Source organism: Thermochromatium tepidum ATCC 43061, from assembly GCF_009664085.1.
GTDB classification, from domain to species: Bacteria; Pseudomonadota; Gammaproteobacteria; order Chromatiales; family Chromatiaceae; genus Thermochromatium; species Thermochromatium tepidum.
Window position 1 is genome coordinate 2,493,076 of record NZ_CP039268.1, and the last position, 15,828, is coordinate 2,508,903.

Annotated in this window: 11 protein-coding genes; 4 read left to right on the forward strand and 7 right to left on the reverse strand. The window is 62.9% G+C overall.

Features of this window, described 5'->3' with window-relative positions; translation table 11 throughout:
* Positions 1 to 4 precede the first annotated feature (4 nt).
* From E6P07_RS11515 to E6P07_RS11545, 7 genes are all read right to left on the reverse strand, one after another.
* Positions 5 to 1,060 (reverse strand): acyltransferase family protein, encoded by a 1,056-nt coding sequence (locus E6P07_RS11515; RefSeq protein WP_153975741.1) that lies wholly within the window; start codon positions 1,058 to 1,060, stop codon positions 5 to 7.
* A 6-nt stretch (positions 1,061 to 1,066) separates the two neighbouring features.
* Positions 1,067 to 5,599 carry a glycosyltransferase gene (locus E6P07_RS11520; protein ID WP_162008639.1) on the reverse strand — a complete coding sequence of 1,511 codons (4,533 nt, stop codon included), beginning with the start codon at positions 5,597 to 5,599 and terminating at the stop codon, positions 1,067 to 1,069.
* Between the two features lie 26 nt (positions 5,600 to 5,625).
* Complete coding sequence (locus tag E6P07_RS11525) at positions 5,626 to 6,459, reverse strand: ABC transporter permease (protein WP_153975743.1); 834 nt, start codon at positions 6,457 to 6,459, stop codon at positions 5,626 to 5,628.
* A 29-nt stretch (positions 6,460 to 6,488) separates the two neighbouring features.
* Positions 6,489 to 7,577 (reverse strand): glycosyltransferase, encoded by a 1,089-nt coding sequence (locus tag E6P07_RS11530; RefSeq protein WP_153975744.1) that lies wholly within the window; start codon positions 7,575 to 7,577, stop codon positions 6,489 to 6,491.
* A complete protein-coding gene (locus E6P07_RS11535; RefSeq protein ID WP_153975745.1) occupies positions 7,574 to 8,908 on the reverse strand; it encodes an HlyD family type I secretion periplasmic adaptor subunit in 1,335 nt (444 codons plus the stop codon). The genes E6P07_RS11530 and E6P07_RS11535 overlap by 4 nt, the downstream gene beginning before the upstream one ends.
* A gap of 7 nt (positions 8,909 to 8,915) precedes the next feature.
* A complete protein-coding gene (locus tag E6P07_RS11540) occupies positions 8,916 to 10,649 on the reverse strand; it encodes a type I secretion system permease/ATPase (RefSeq protein WP_246172837.1) in 1,734 nt (577 codons plus the stop codon).
* A 203-nt stretch (positions 10,650 to 10,852) separates the two neighbouring features.
* Positions 10,853 to 11,662 (reverse strand): SapC family protein, encoded by an 810-nt coding sequence (locus E6P07_RS11545; RefSeq protein ID WP_162008640.1) that lies wholly within the window; start codon positions 11,660 to 11,662, stop codon positions 10,853 to 10,855.
* A gap of 717 nt (positions 11,663 to 12,379) precedes the next feature.
* On the opposite strand from E6P07_RS11545, the gene rfbB reads away from it, so the two are divergent.
* From rfbB to rfbD, 4 genes are read left to right on the forward strand one after another with little or no spacing between them, the layout of a single operon-like run.
* Positions 12,380 to 13,441, forward strand: a complete 1,062-nt coding sequence (gene rfbB / locus E6P07_RS11550; protein WP_153975748.1) for a dTDP-glucose 4,6-dehydratase — start codon at positions 12,380 to 12,382, stop codon at positions 13,439 to 13,441.
* Positions 13,442 to 13,451: 10 nt separating this feature from the next.
* Positions 13,452 to 14,333, forward strand: coding sequence for a glucose-1-phosphate thymidylyltransferase RfbA (gene rfbA / locus E6P07_RS11555; RefSeq protein ID WP_153976219.1), 882 nt, complete (start codon positions 13,452 to 13,454; stop codon positions 14,331 to 14,333).
* Positions 14,333 to 14,902 (forward strand): dTDP-4-dehydrorhamnose 3,5-epimerase, encoded by a 570-nt coding sequence (gene rfbC / locus E6P07_RS11560; protein WP_153975749.1) that lies wholly within the window; start codon positions 14,333 to 14,335, stop codon positions 14,900 to 14,902. Before rfbA ends, rfbC begins: the two co-directional genes overlap by 1 nt.
* Positions 14,899 to 15,807: a dTDP-4-dehydrorhamnose reductase gene (gene rfbD, locus E6P07_RS11565; RefSeq protein WP_153975750.1), complete on the forward strand. Its 909-nt coding sequence runs from the start codon at positions 14,899 to 14,901 to the stop codon at positions 15,805 to 15,807. The genes rfbC and rfbD overlap by 4 nt, the downstream gene beginning before the upstream one ends.
* The last annotated feature ends 21 nt before the right edge of the window (positions 15,808 to 15,828 follow it).

Consider the following 15,828-nt stretch of genomic DNA (forward strand, 5'->3'; position numbering starts at 1 on the left):
CGCCTCAGTGGCGCGGTTTAAGTGCCTTGAACCAAGAGTCGTCGACGCGTGATTTAAGCCGACGGTACAACCAGACATCAAAGGCCCCCCACAGCCCCCCCAGCGCGAGCGCCAGCGACAACGCCACGAAAGCGAGCACGGCGGGATTCGGCAGCCACGGACCGAGGATGACGATGGCACCTGTTATCACTGGGACGTGCATGAGATAGAGCCCGTAGGAGGCATCCCCCAAGCGCACTAGCACCTGCTGCGGGAGATTGCTTGGTTGGACCGGTTTAGCGCTGACCGCCGCCAGTACCCAACAGGCAAAACCAAGTGCCTGCCAGGCGAGCTGATACTCGGTCTTTGGCGTTGTGTAAGCCAACACCAGACACAGAAGGCCTAACATCGTAGCGATACCGACTGGCATGCGCCCACCGCGACGATAGACACCATAGGTCAGAACGCCCGCGATGAATGGCAGATTGAAGCCCGAGAACAGGATTTGAGATAGCTCCGGCGTAAAACTCGTCCAAACACTGGGCAGGATCCGGTCGGCGCCCCAGATCGCAAAAATCCAGACGAGCATGATCCCTTCGGTGATCCAGGGTGCGCCAAACCAGGCCAGCAGGAAGAGGAGCGCGTAGAAAAAGACCTCGTAGATCAGCGTCCATTCGACACCGATCGGATAGATCGCAGGTCCAATAGGCAACAATAAGAGAACCCCTGGGTCGAGCCACTGATCGCTCTGTGCTGCACCCCCGAGTAGTGGCACAAAAGCGACGAGCACGACGGTCATCCAGTAGATGGGATAAATCCTGAGAACACGATGGATCAGAAATTGATTTGGCCGACTCCTGAGTAATACATGGCTCAGTACGAACCCAGAGATGACAAAAAAGAGTTGTACGCCCCAGGCCAGGACGAACCAGGGGCGACCGACCGGCCCCAGGCCGGTCGCCTCGCCAACATAATGGAGCGTGTGGTAAAGCAATACGGCGCCCGCGGCGAGCGCGCGCAGGATTTGGATGCGCTGAAAGCGTCCAGCGCGCCCTGTTGCTTCAGCCTGGCCAGCTAACATTTCAAGCTAACCGCCAACCCGTTGGTTTTCGGACAACTCCGCGGCCTCTTCGAACAATCGGGCATAGGCGGCCACCATCTCGTCGAATTGGGTGAGTGAGCGCAGGACCAGGGGCGCATTGCGCCTGTAGCGCGCCAGACGCTCTTGGTCGTCCAGCAACGCCCGCAGCCGCTCGGCCAGGACGCGCGGCTGCCCGGCCGGATAGAAGTCGGCATTGATGCCCTCGCGCACCTGTTCGACGACACCATAGGTCGGCGCCGAAATGATCGGTAGCTCGAAGGCCATGGCCTCGAGGATGACGCGCGGATAGCTCTCGATGCGCGAGGTGCAGACGAAACAATCGGCCGCCGCGTAATAGAGTGCCGGCTGATCGACCTCGGCGATGATGTGGATGCGCTCGCGCCGCTCGGGCGCCAATCCCTCGCGGGCGCGATGCAGCCTGAGGCTGTAGTCGCTCGGCCGGTCGCCGACGATGAAGACACGCAACCGTGCTATCGCCTCGGGCGGCAGATGGGCGCAGGCCTGGACCAGATCGAGCTGCCCCTTGCGCTCGCAGACCGTGCCGAGCAGCAGGACGACGAACTCCTGATCGGCGACCCCGAGCCGACGGCGCGCCTCCTGCCTCGATCCCTCCTGGAGCACACCCTCAAAACGTGCCAGATTGAGCCCGTTGTGGATCACCGAGAAGTTGTTGCGGCTGTTGAGCGGCTCGAACTGGCGCCGCGTGCTCTCGGCGACGAAGATGACGCGGTAGGGCTCAGTAAAGCAGCCAAGGGCCTCGACGGCCAGCGACGGGGCGAGGAAGTCGAAATAGGTCTGCCAGGGTTCGCTCTCGCGCACGTTCCAGAGGCTGGGCTTGCCCAGACGCCGGGCAGCGGCGATGGCATAAAAGGTCTGGAGTGTATTGGCATAGATGAGATCGACCCCGAGCGACGCGGCCAGTTCGGCGAAGCGCCCGATGGCCGCCTCATAGGCCTGGAGGTCAAAGACACCTAGCAGCGGATGGGGCTGGACCAGGACCTGGATACCGGCCTCTTCATAGCGCGCACGCAGCGGTCCATCGGAGGGCGAATAGACGATCGGCTCCAGGACGCCGGCCTCCTTGAGCGCCAACGTGAGCTCGTACTGACTGTAGGGCGCGCCCTCGTGATTGAGCGTGAAGGCACACAGGAGCGCACGGATCGGTCGGCGCGCCGATCCCCGAGGCAGGCGGCGCGCGGCGATCCGGAACCCTTCGTCTTCAAGCGACAGATGCGGGCTGTAGTAGGGGTCGCGATAGTCGCGATAGCGTTCACGGAAGTTCAGGACCTCAGAGGGGTCATCCAGACCCAGCCCACGCGAATGGCCCTCGTGATGGTAGAGCTCGGCGCCTGGGGCATAGACACAACGATACCCAGCGGCGATCAGGCGATAACCGTAATCCACATCGTTGTAGGCCACGGCGAACGCCTTCTCGTCGAAACCGCCAAGCGACTCGAAGAGTGCGCGTGGTGTCAGCAGGCAGGCCGCGGTCACGGCCGAATAGTTGCGCCCGACCATGGCAAAGGAGAGATAGCCATGATGCCAGCGCGGATGATTCCTGAAGGCCGGTCCGGCCAGACCATCGTAGTAGCCGTGCACGATGCCTGCATGCTGGATGGTCCCATTGGGGAAGAGCAGACGTGCCCCGACCGCCCCGACGCCTTCGAGACGCGCATAGCCCATCATCTGGCTGAGCCAGTCGGGTGCGATCACCTCGGTGTCATCATTGAGGAACAGCAGATAGTCGCTGGTGACCTGACGCGCGGCCTGATTGTTGATGGCCGCGAAGTTGAAGCCCTCTGGACCGTTCGGGATCGAAAGTACGGGGTGTTGGATTCCAGCGAGATAGCGCCGGGTCTCGGGGTCGTCGCTCCCATTGTCGATGACCAGGATCTGATGGTTGCGATAGCTGGTGCGGGCGAGTGAATCGAGACAGCGCTTGAGGATACGCCCATTGTTGCGACTGGGGATGAGGATGGTGACGCTGGGGCCCGTGTCCGGGAAGCGATGCCAGTAGATCCCGAGCCCGCCGTGTTTGGCCCAGAGTGGTCGATAGGCCGTGGCCGCTAGCCCACGTCGGCGAAAGGCCTCGTTGAGCGCACGCTCACCGGCCTCGAAGCTGGCCGGTTTGGCATTGCCGCTCGTGGCTGTGGAGCCCGGTAGGGCCCGCCAGTGGTAGAGGATGCGCGGGATGTGACGCACCGAGCGCACCTGCTCGCTGGCACGCAATGCGAGGTCATAGTCCTGGGCCCCTTCGAAACCGACCCGCAGTCCGCCGAGCGCGCTGAAGAGCTCGCGCCGGATGACGAAGAGATGGCTGAAATACATGTAGTGGAGCAAGAGTTCGGGGCTCCAGTCTGGCTTAAACTGCGGGTCGTAGCGCCGACCCTCGAGGTCGATCTTGTCGTCATCGGAATACAGTAGATCGGTGTCGGGCTGATCGATCAGGGCAAGCGCGACCTCCATGAGCGCCTCGGGGGCGAGTAGATCGTCTTGATCGAGCAGACAGAGATGGGAGCCAGTCGCCAGCTCGGCGGCGCTATTGGTGCAGCGGCTGATGTGACCATTGGTCGTCCTCAGCACGATCCGGATGCGTGGATCCTCCGCTGCCAATTCGCGCAGACGTTCGCGCACCCAGGGCTGGGTACTGGCATCATCGGCGATACACAGCTCCCAGTGTGGATAGATCTGGGTGCGGACCGAGTCGATCGCGGCCTCGAACAGTTCCCGCGGCGGGTCATAGACCGGCATGACCACCGAGAGACGCGGCCAGTCCTCCTTGGGCCGCTCTGCCATCCGGCGTTGGTAGCAGGCGAGGTCAGCGGCGGTGAGTCCGTTGACTGCAATCCAAGCCTCATAGGGATCGACCGGGGATGGACATCTGAAGCCGACGGGCGGCGCAAGCGCTAAGGTCTGCGATCGCAGTTGGGCCTGATGGACCCGGAAGGCGAGTTGGATCAGCTGCGGTAGCTCTGCCGGATGCGGAAGGCGCCGATGATTGCGATACCAGGTGCGCGCGGCGTTCCAGGCGAAACCGGTGAAACTCAGCGCGCGCCTCAAACCTGGGATGAACACCGACTTGAGGCCCAGATCGGGCAAGATAAGCAGGCCCCTCGCCTCGACCGACTCGATATGGCCATCGGCCAGCTGGGCCAAGATACGCAGCCGATAATGGCCCGGGGTCAGATTGACCTGGACGCAGAAGCCAGCGTTCGCACCATGTTCGATCAAGGCATGGGCGGCGTGCACGTCTGGACGGGCGTGACCATAGTCACAGGGGACCTTGAAACCATCGATCTCAAGGTGCAGCGACTCGATCGCCTGCTGCGGATGGAGACACCAGCCAGATAAACGGATGGAACCGGCCAACCCCAGTCCCCAGCGCGGGGTCTCGAGGAAAAAACGCACCTGAGCAGGCAGGGTGTATGCGGCCAATGCCCGCTGACAGTCCTCGAGCCGGGTCGCTAGTTCCTCGACCCTGGACTGGAGTGAGACGACAGTCTGGCGGGCTGTGTCGAGCTCGATCTCTAGACACCGATGCGAGTCCCGGGAGACCTCGAGCTGACGCTGGAGGTCGTCGATGTTCTGGCGGGCTGTGTCGATCTCCCGTTCGCGCAGCGCCAGTCCTTTGCGCAGATGCAAAGCCTCCCGTTCGACCAGGTCAAGCAGCCACGGCAGATCGCGCTGTCGATCCAATGTGAGCTGATGCGCGATCTCAGGCAGACGTTCGGCCAGATGCTTCAGTCCATCTGGCGTACGCAAGAGACGATGGAGTGCGGCTACGAACGCCGGGATGCGATCCCGGGCCTCGGGGATCCGGGTGTCGAGATCGAGCGCGTGCGAGAGACTGGGATCGATCAGGTCGGACGACGACAGATCGGGCGGGGGGGCGTCGATCCAGGCCCTGGACTCAAGCCAATCGACTAAGCGCGCGATCTCATGCCCAGGGGCGGCGATGAGATCTTCATAGTGCACCAGGATGGATTCATTCGGATCCACGGCCCCGAGCGCCTCGAAGAGATGCAGCCCCCATAGCCATAACCCCTTGAGCGGATCGAAACCGTCGCGGCGCGCCAATGAATCGGCGCAGGCGAGTGGGTCGCGCACCATCACCAGATAGCCGAGACGATAACCGGCCTCCTTGAGCAGGGCCTGCCACACCGGAAGCAATCGACACAGACGGGGATCCTTGATGGCAATCCTCGGGGCATCCCCAAATACCTGGGACAAGAGCCCTTGGAAGCGAGGTCGGGCATATTCGATCAGGGTCTCGGTCGCAGGCAGCTCGTGAAACAGGCTATGCCAGTGCGCGTCACCGCTCGCGAGCAAGGCATCGTTCAAGTCGATGACGGATTGCGACTCGAAATAACCGCGCGGATTCCAGGCGTTCGCCTCGATCAGATCCCGACCGAGGTAAAAACCGACCCGCCCCAGGAGCTCAGCGACGGCGCTGGTGCCCGCGCGGTGCATGCCGATCACGAGCAGACAGGATTTGGGTTGTTCAGTGGAAGCTAGCATGCAGGTCATCGGTGATCCCGAGCCGGTCATAAGACATCCGCGAATCCATCGCGCGTAAATTGAAACCACCAATGACCGAGCCAAAGGATGAAGAGCGCCATGCCGCTGTAAAGTAGCCAACCCATGACATCGGGCAACAGGCCGAAAACGAGCACTTTACGGCCTTCCTCGATCATGAATGAGAGTGGGTTGAGTGTCATCCACACCTGAAAGGGCTCCGGAAGACGTGAGACTGGATAGAAGACCGGCGACAAAAACAGCAGGATCGTGGTCAAGACGCCGATCACCTGACCGATGTCCCGCACAAAGGTGCCGAGGGAGGCCAGGATCAGCGCCAGCCCGGCGATCAGGAGCACGAACGGCAAGAGCAGGATCGGCAGCAGGAGCGCGGTCGCCGGCAGGGTCCCCTTGAGCAGCCATTGCACCAACAGCAGGGCGATCACACTGACCAAGGCGTGGAAGCCAGCGGCCAACACGAGGATCCAGGGGAGGATTTCGAGCGGAAAGATGACCTTTTTGACGTAATTGGGGTTGTGAAGGATGACGCTCGGTGCGCGGGTGATGCACTCAGCGAAAAAGCCGTACACGATCATGCCGACGAAGAGGATGATCGCAAAATCGACACGCGACTCATCGGCTAACCCCCAGCGCGACTCGAAGATATAGGAGAAGACGAAGGTATAGACCGACAGCATCAGCAAGGGATGCAAGAGTGACCAGGCGATCCCCATAAAAGATCCGCGATAACGCCCAAGCACCTCACGCTGAGTCAGCTCGATGAGCAGGCGCCGATGGGTCGAGAGCGGAACGAAACAGGTCGCTAGGGGGCCAAGAATTCGAACGATTGGACTCGAGGTCATTCAGGACTGGCCTTGATTGGAATTGAATGTCAGCGCCGATACAGCGCAGCGAGTTGACTCAGCACGACTTTGAAATAGCCGGGTTGATAAAAACGCTTGCTCATCCGCTCGGAGAGCCTGGGTGCCCCCTGTTGGACGAGCCGCCGATGAGTGCGCCGCTCGGCGATGCAGGCCGGAAGCCCGCGCCAAGCATCCCGATAGACGCGATAGACGACCTCGGGGTGTCCGGCCAACAGGTGGCGGACGATTGCCAGGGTGTGGGCAAGGAGCAGCCAATGGAGATGGCGCAGGAGGAGACGCGAGGAAAACCACTTGGCATGCATCCAGATGACGTTGCGCAGTCCGTGATAGGCGATGAAGGGATTATATCCCTTCCCCGTGCTGCCCTGACCCTGGTGTAGGGCCACGAGCCTATCGACATAGGCGGGTCGATAGCCCTTGAGCAAGGCCCGCACGACCAAGTCGGTGTCTTCACAGTAACAAAAGAATCTTGGGTCGAGCACATAGCCGAAGGAGTCCTGCATATCCTGGATGAAGGCACGGTCGAGCAGGCAACAGCCGCCGGTCGGCCCTAAGAATGGATCCTGGAGATCGAGGCGGTTTGCCGGCATCAGACTGGCGTGGAGCGTGATGCCGAGCGTGTCGATGGCCTGGGGATCCATCAGGTCGTGCAGACGCCCACCGACCATCCCAACCTCGGGTGAGGCGGTGAGCGCCCCCAACAATTCGCTCAACAGCGGCGGCAGGCCAACAGCATCGTTGTTCAGGAGCAAAATGGCACGGCAGCACTCGTCTGCGAGGAGTACCTCGATGGCGAAATTACAGCCTGCGGCAAAACCCAGATTGACGCTCGAGACGAAGAGACGCACTGAGGTGTGTTGGAAACATTCAAGCAACTCAGGCGAGAGGATCGATCCAGCCTCCTCGGGTGCATTATCCAATACGAGGATCTGGGCGGGTGCCGGATCGAGCTTGGTCAGCGACTCGAGACAGCGCCGCGTCAACGATGGGGTTCGATAGTTGATGAGAACGACGCCAACACCAGAAGCATTGGGACAAGGCGCCTTCCAGACGAAACGTTCTTCGACGGTCGTCGGGTCCAGGTTGGCGTGAATCATTCCTCCCGGAAAGCCTGGGCCACCCGATCGGTGAGCGGACGCACCAGATAGTCGAAGAAGGTGCGCTCGCCGGTCTTGATCAGGGCCTCGACCGGCATCCCGGCCTGCAGTGTCCGCCCTTCCAGCTTGGCCAGCCCCTCGGGCGTGACCTCGATCCGCGCGAGATAATAGGGGTGGTTGGTGGCCGGGTCCAGGAGCCGGTCGGCCGAGACCGTCAACACCCGCCCCTGGATGACGGGGGTGGTGCGGGCATTGAGGGCGCTCAGACGCAGATCGGCCTCGAGCCCCGGGGCGACACGGTCGATGTCGATGGGGTTGACTCGGGCCTCGATGACCAGGGATTCGCCCTCGGGGACGATATCGAGGAGCTGCTCACCGGGACGGATGACACCCCCAACGGTATGCACGCTGGAGCCGACCACCGAGCCACTGACCGGTGCCCGTACCACGGTCCGTTCCAGTTGTTTGCCGAGCGCGCGCATGCGCTCGCGTAGGTCGGCGATCTTGGTCTCGACCTCGCGCAGCTCGGTGACAACGTCACTGGTGAATTTGCGCTTAAGCTGGGCGATCTGGATCTCGGTCTCGCCGATCTGGATGCGCGCCGCGGCGATGTCGGACTGGTGCTGGGCGCGCTCGCCCTGCAATTCGGCCGACAGACGCTCGTATTCACGCAACAGGCGCTTGTCGCCGAGCCCTTTGTCGAACAGTTTGACCAGACCCGCGATCTCTTCTTGATAGAGGTCGATGCGCTTGGTCTTGCTCGCGATCAGTGCCTCGAGACCCCGAATCTGCTCCTGGAGCTGGTCGCGACGCTGTTCGAGGACCTGCTGTTCGCCGCGGAGCGAGCGGCGGCGTTCCTCAAAGACGCGCTGCTCGCCAGCGATGGCCTCGGCGAGGCGTGGGTCGTCGTCGGCAGCGAGAAGATCAGGGGGAAAGGGGATGTTGGCGAGGTCGTCGCGCTCGGCGATCAGGCGTGCCTCCTGGGCGCGCAGGGCCAGGAACTGACCGCGCGCGATCTCGAGCTGGGCACTGGCCTCGGTGTCGTCGAGCCGGATCAACACATCGCCCTCGTTGACCCGATCGCCTTCGCGCACCCGGATCTCACTGACGATCCCGCCGTCGAGATGGCGCACGGTCTTGCGTGCCGACTCGACCGCAATGACACCCGGGGCCACGGCGGCCCCCTCGAGCGGAGCCAGCATCGCCCAGGTGGTGAAGCCGCCGAACGCCAACAGCAGGATGAGCAGGCCGATCAGACGCTCGGGCTTGTCGTTGGTCGGGATGGAATCCTCGGTCGCGCCGAGACGACGGGGGGTGACTGTGATGTCCATGGCTGTCTCAACCGGCGGCTTGAGCAGGGAGTGTGCCCGTCGCAGGGCGCGGAACGGCGGTCGGACGGGCAAACTGAGCCAGCACCTGATCGCGTGGACCGAACATCGCGACCTGCCCTTCGCGTATCACCAGGATCTTGTCGACCGAGCCGAGGATGCTGGGGCGGTGGGTAATGATGATGACGGTCGTACCCTCGGACTTGAGCTGGGCGATGGCCTTGACCAGGGCCGATTCACCCTGGTCGTCGAGGTTGGAGTTGGGCTCGTCGAGTACGACCAGTACCGGATTGCCGTACATGGCGCGCGCCAGGGCAATACGTTGACGCTGGCCGCCTGAGAGTACGGCACCGGCGTCGCCGATCGGGGTGTCATAGCCCTTCGGCAGGCGCAGAATCATCTCATGGACCTGGGCACGCTGGGCGGCATCGACCACTTTTTCGGGGTCGATCTCGCCGAAACGGGCGATGTTCTCGCTCACGGTGCCGTCGAACAGCTCGATGTCCTGGGGCAGATAGCCGATATAGGGGCCCAGTTCGTCGCGGTTCCAATGGCTGATGTCGGCACCGCTCAACCGCACCTTGCCGGCGGCCACCGGCCAGATGCCAAGCAGCACGCGCGCCAGGCTCGATTTGCCGGCGGCGCTCGGTCCGATGACACCGATGACCTCGCCGGGCGCGATCTCGAACTGCACACCACGCAACACAGGGATGTTCGACCCGGGCGGCGCGGCTACCACACCCTCGAGTGTGACCCGGCCATCGGGCGCGGGCAGGCTCATGTAGCGCGGACGCTCCGGGATGGCGTGCAGCAGGTCGTGCAGACGCTTGTAGGCCGAGCGCGCGGAAAGAAAGCCCTTCCAGCCGACGATGAGCTGATCGATCGGCGCCATTGCGCGGCCCATGATGATGGAGCCGGCGATCATGACACCCGCGGTGAATTCCTGCCGGATGACCAGATAGGCGCCCAGACCCAGGATTAACGACTGCATGGTAACGCGCAAGACCTTACTGGCATTGGACAGGAAGGCAGCGCGATCGCTGGCCAGGGTCTGGAGCCTGAGGACCTCGCGATGGCGCTCGAACCAACGCCGATGTACGCGCGGCAGCATGCCCATGGCCTCCAGTACCTCGACGTTGCGCAGGTTGCCCCCCAGGTATCCGCGTGCACCGATGGCCAGGGTGTTGGCCTTGGCGAGCGGCTGGCGGGTGGCAAGCTCGTTGGCGAGCGCAAGCCCAAACAGGATGAGGGCCCCGATCACCGAGAACCAACCGAGCCAGGGGTGCATGAGGAAGAGCACGGCGATATAGACCGGTATCCAGGGCACATCGAAGAAGGCAAAGAGACCGTTGCCAGTCAGGAACTGGCGCAGATTGGTGAGGTCCTCGATCGGCTGGACCCCGACACCACGTCCATCACGTAGCTTGGCATCGAAGATGGCGCCGAACAGACGCGGGTTGAGTTGCAGATCCAGACGCGCGCTGGTACGCACCAGGATGCGTGAGCGCATGACATCCAGAAGCCCCATGACCATAAAGAGCCCGATCATTAGGATGGTCAGCATGATGAGGGTCGACTCGCTGCTGCTGGCGAGCACCCGGTCATAGACCTGGAGCATGTAGATGGCCGGCGTCAGCATCAGCAGATTGATGAAGAGACTGAAAAAGCCGGCAAAAAGGAATGAATTGCGGCTCGCCTTGAGGGCTGTACGCAATTCGTCATCCGGGTGATGATTGGGTTTCACGGGTGGGTTGCCGAATGAGATCCTGTGGTCGGTACCATGAAACATCGCCCGGGAGTTTCACAAGACCCGGCGCTTAGCCCCCATCTTGATCACGCAAGGGGTGCGTCTCTGATACCTACTCGGTAAAGAGAGCGCCTGGATTGTACCCCAGACTAGGACCGACGCACCAGTATGCACGGATCGGTGTCGTCGCTGTTCAAGGGCTAATCCCAGTCAAACCTCAGGATGTCCTGATCCTCTAATGAAAATGAAAACGGAGGCGGCGTCCGGGCCGCGGTTTGAGCCGCGTTCGCCCGCAGATCGACCAGCCGCCCGAGCAGCCCGATGTGCTGCATCGCGAGCAGCTGACAATAGACCAGTGGCAGCCCTCCGGCACGGCGCAGTTCGATGAAGTGTGCGTCGGATAGCTGGTTGAGCGCGGATTCGTCGCTTCGAAACAGACCCTGGATCCGGCGTTCATTCTGGCCGACCCTGATCTGGATCGGCCAGGGTTGGATCAATCCCAACTGCGCCAGGAGGTCACAGATCCGGGTCGTATGTTGGCGACCAAGCTCGATCTGCTGTAGAAAGGCGAGGATCTGTCTCAGACCCTCGCTCGGCTCCCCCTTCTCATCAAAGAAGGACTCACCCTGACCGGCCTCGGTCAAGAGACCACTGTCTTCGTCCAGACAGAGCACCTGCTCCCCGGTTTGGGCATAAGCCAGGGCGAAGGGATGACCGCGCAGGGCCGAGGGGATATAGGCGCCGATCCAACGGCCATCGGGGGCGACAAAGAGGTTGGTGGTCGGTTCAAGACCGAGCACGGCCACCGGGACATAGTGCTCATCCTGTCGGATGAAGGCGATCGGCAGCGACATGGCCGCCTTGGGCAGCTCGGACGCGACGAGCGGCACCAAGGCGGTGTGCGCGGCGAAGGCGTAGGAGTCGAGACGTCTCCAGCCCTTACCGGCATGACGGTCGCGGGAGAGAGGGACGAGGTTTGGCATCAAGGTCAGTGCTGATGTTGGTTTCAAGCGCTCGCTTCCAGGGAGCGAGCGGTGCTTTATCCTAACATGACGCGGGGCGCTTACCCGATGGCTTGCCGTCCACCTGAACGGCTGCGGGTGACGCGGACGCCCATGCGGCAGCGCGGTTCTTCCAGGAGACTCTTGCCCGCCGCTCGGTCGCATTCGGACCGCGTCGCCCAAAAGTCCCCGGACGGGACCCTGAGCCATGGGCATGAGCCCTCGCGTTCAGCCAGCTTCGGGGAGGCCAGGATGCGCATCGGCCTGGAACAGCTATCGTGGGATCAGCTCGTACAGGCGAGTCGCACTGCAAAGCGCGAGGGTAAATGCGCATCCAGCCATGCATCGTCTTCTGCCGCCATACACCCGTGCAAGGCCGCACTTTCTCCACCGGCCCCCGTCGCCAGGGGCCGAGGGACTATTAACCCGGCCGCCAAAAAGACGTGGATCGCTCTTGAAGACTTCCCCCGCCAACGCATCCGGTAGGAGCGGCTTTAGCCGCGATTTTGGCGGTTGAGGCGGGAGAGACGCATGAATCGCACCTTACGGCGCTCCTCCATCGTGCTTTGATCAAGGTGCCTTTTCTGGTGCGAAGCCTCAACGGCATCCATCATCCGTGCGACGGCATGAACGCTCTGCCTTACCCCATTGTTGCATAGAACCTGTCAAAGATACTCTATCCCTCCACCTTGACGATTCTTAGAAAAGATTTAGATCGGGACTTCCATGCAAACCCTCTTGGTTACGGGCGGGGCCGGCTTCATCGGCGGCAACTTCGTCCATTACATCCTCGCCCACTCCGAGGTGCGGGTGGTCAACCTCGACCTTCTGACCTACGCTGGCAATCTGGATACCCTCGCCGACCTCTCCGACAATCCGCGTCACATCTTCGTCCAAGGCGACATCGCCGACGGTGCGCTGGTCGGGCGCCTGCTGCGCGAGTATGAGGTCGAGGCCGTGGTCAACTTTGCCGCCGAAAGCCATGTCGATCGTTCGATCGATGGCCCGGCGGCCTTCATCCAGACCAATGTGGTCGGTACCTTCACCCTGCTCGAATGCGCGCGTGACTACTGGTCTAGGCTCGCCCCGGCGGCACGCGCGGCCTTCCGCTTCCTGCACGTCTCGACCGACGAGGTCTATGGCTCGCTCGGCCCGACCGGGCGCTTCACCGAGACGACGCCCTATGCGCCCAACTCGCCCTATGCCGCCTCCAAGGCCGCCTCGGATCACCTGGTGCGCGCTTGGTTCCACACCTATGGGCTGCCGGCGCTCATCACCAACTGTTCCAACAACTACGGCCCCTATCAGTTCCCCGAGAAGCTGATCCCGCTGATGATCCTCAAGGCCCAGGCCGGTGAGCCGCTGCCGATCTATGGCGACGGGGGCAATGTGCGCGACTGGCTGTTTGTGGGCGATCACTGCCGTGCCCTTGCGCGCGTGCTGGAGACCGGGACGCCCGGAGAGGTCTACAACATCGGCGGCAACAGCGAGCGGACCAATCTCGAGGTCGTCGATACCCTGTGCGCCCTACTCGATGAGCGTCTGCCCGACTCGCCATACCGTCCGCATGCCCAACTCAAGACCTTTGTCCCTGACCGGCCCGGGCACGACCGTCGCTATGCCATCGACGCCGGCAAGATCCGGCGTGAACTGGGTTGGGAACCGACCGAGACCTTCGAGTCCGGGCTTGCACGTACGGTCGATTGGTATCTGACCCATCGCGACTGGTGCCGGCAGGTGATGGAGGGCCGCTATCGCGGCGAGCGCCTGGGTCGGGGGGGTGTCTAGAATGACACAGATGACACGCAAGGGGATCATCCTCGCCGGCGGCTCGGGCACCCGGCTCTATCCAGTGACCCGGGCGTTCAGCAAGCAGCTGTTGCCGGTCTATGACAAGCCGATGATCTACTATCCGCTCGCGACCCTGATGCTGGCCGGGATGCGCGAGATCCTGATCATCACCACCCCCCATGACGCCCCCCTGTTCCAGACGCTGCTCGGCGACGGGTCGCAGTGGGGGCTTGCCCTTAGCTATGCCGTCCAGCCTGAGCCGGGCGGATTGGCCCAGGCCTTTCTGATCGGGCGGGCCTTTCTGGCCGGGGCGCCCTCCTGTCTGATCCTGGGCGACAACATCTTCTACGGCCATGGACTGGTCGAGCAGCTCAAGGAGGCCGCGGCGCATAAGACCGGCGCGACCGTGTTCGGCTACTATGTCTCCGACCCTGAACGCTATGGCGTGGCCGAGTTCGACGCCTCGGGGCGGGTGCTCGGCATCGAGGAAAAGCCGCGCCATCCCAAGTCCAACTGGGCCGTGACCGGACTCTATTTCTACGACGGGCGCGCCCCGGACCTGGCGGCTGAGCTCAGACCCTCGGCGCGCGGCGAACTCGAGATCACGGATCTCAACAACCGTTATCTCAGCGAGGGCGCCTTGTCCCTGATCCGCATCGGTCGCGGCATCGCCTGGCTCGATACCGGGACCCACGACTCCTTGATGGAGGCTGCACACTTCATCGAGACCATCGAGAAACGTCAGGGTCTCAAGATCTGCTGCCCAGAAGAGATCGCCTATGCGAACGGCTGGATCGATGCCGAGCGGCTGCGCGCCCTGGGCGAGTCCTTGGGCAAGAGCAGCTACGGCCAGTATCTGCTGAGCCTGTTACAGCGGGGGCAGATCTGATGAACGTCATCGCGACCGCCATCCCCGGCGTGCTCATCCTAGAACCCAGGGTCTGGGGCGACGAGCGCGGCTATTTTCTGGAGCTTTATCGCGCCAACGGGTATGCCGAACTCGGTATCCCGACACCGCTGGTCCAGGACAACCTGTCATTCTCGCGGCGCGGCGTCCTGCGCGGGCTGCACGTCCAGCATCCGCGCGCCCAGGGCAAGCTGGTCCAGGTGTTGGCCGGCGAGGTGTTCGACGTGGCGGTAGACATCCGGCGTGGCTCGCCCCATTTCGGACACTGGGTGGGCGTGAGGCTCTCGGGTGAGAACAAACGCCAATTGTGGATCCCGCCTGGGTTTGCCCACGGCTTTCTCGTCACCGGCGAGAGCGCGCTCTTCGTCTACAAGAACACCGACTATTACAGCCCGGAGACCGAGTTCAGCCTGCGTTGGGACGACCCGGATCTGGGCATCGACTGGCCGCTCGCCGGGGTGACCCCCGAGCTGTCGGCCAAGGATCGCGACGCGGCCTGTCTGCGCGACATCCCGCTCGATCGGCTCCCCAGCCTGGAGGATTATCCATGACCCCCAAGATTCAGGCCGACCGCCGGCCCACACTCCTGCTGATCGGCGCCAATGGTCAGGTCGGTTGGGAACTGCGCCGCACGCTTGCCAGCGTCGGCGAGGTGATCGCCGCCTCACTGGAGGGCGAGTATGGCCCGACTATCGATCTGATGGACCCCCAGGCCCTGGCCCGTCTGATCGAGGACAGCCGTCCGGACGCCCTGATCAACGCGGCGGCCTACACCGCGGTCGACAAGGCCGAGCGCGACCGCGCCACCGCCCAGCGCGTCAATGCCGAGGCGGTCGGCGAGATGGGTGCGCTCCTGGCCGAGCGCGGCACCCCGATCATCCATTACTCGACCGATTTCGTGTTCTCTGGCACCCTAGGCCGCCCCTATACCGAGGACGACCAACCGGACCCGCTCAATGTCTATGGTGAAACCAAGCTCGATGGCGAGCGCGCCTTGCGCGACTCGGGCGCCCGGGCCTTGATCTTCCGCACCAGTTGGGTCTATGGGGCGCGGGGTCAGAACTTTCTGCTCACCATGCGCCGGCTGTTCCAAGAACGCGAGGAACTGCGGGTGGTGGACGACCAGATCGGTTCACCGACCTGGAGCCGGATGCTGGCCGAGGTCACGGCCCAGGTGCTCTATCGCGTGCTGAGCGGCGACCTGGATCTGGATCGGATCGGCGGTCTCTATCACCTGACCGGCAGTGGTCAGATCAGTTGGTACGGCTTCGCCCAGGCCATCCTGGAGGCGACTGGTGCCCGGACCCGACTCATCCCCATCCCCTCGTCCGAATATCAGGCCCCGGCCAGGCGCCCGGCCTTCTCGGTCCTCGACAATACCCGTTTTGAGGAGACCTTCGGGCTCAGGATGCCGGATTGGCGTCTGTCGCTGGCCCAGTGCCTCGAAGAGCTCTAGGCGCCGCCACCTCCGGTCCAG

Coding starts and splice junctions, on each gene's coding strand:
- E6P07_RS11515 (WP_153975741.1), bottom strand. CDS start 1,060: ATGTTAGCTGGCCAGGCTGAAGCAACAGGGCGCGCTGGACGCTTTCAG.
- E6P07_RS11520 (WP_162008639.1), bottom strand. CDS start 5,599: ATGCTAGCTTCCACTGAACAACCCAAATCCTGTCTGCTCGTGATCGGC.
- E6P07_RS11525 (WP_153975743.1), bottom strand. CDS start 6,459: ATGACCTCGAGTCCAATCGTTCGAATTCTTGGCCCCCTAGCGACCTGT.
- E6P07_RS11530 (WP_153975744.1), bottom strand. CDS start 7,577: ATGATTCACGCCAACCTGGACCCGACGACCGTCGAAGAACGTTTCGTC.
- E6P07_RS11535 (WP_153975745.1), bottom strand. CDS start 8,908: ATGGACATCACAGTCACCCCCCGTCGTCTCGGCGCGACCGAGGATTCC.
- rfbB (WP_153975748.1), top strand. CDS start 12,380: ATGCAAACCCTCTTGGTTACGGGCGGGGCCGGCTTCATCGGCGGCAAC.
- rfbA (WP_153976219.1), top strand. CDS start 13,452: ATGACACGCAAGGGGATCATCCTCGCCGGCGGCTCGGGCACCCGGCTC.
- rfbC (WP_153975749.1), top strand. CDS start 14,333: ATGAACGTCATCGCGACCGCCATCCCCGGCGTGCTCATCCTAGAACCC.
- rfbD (WP_153975750.1), top strand. CDS start 14,899: ATGACCCCCAAGATTCAGGCCGACCGCCGGCCCACACTCCTGCTGATC.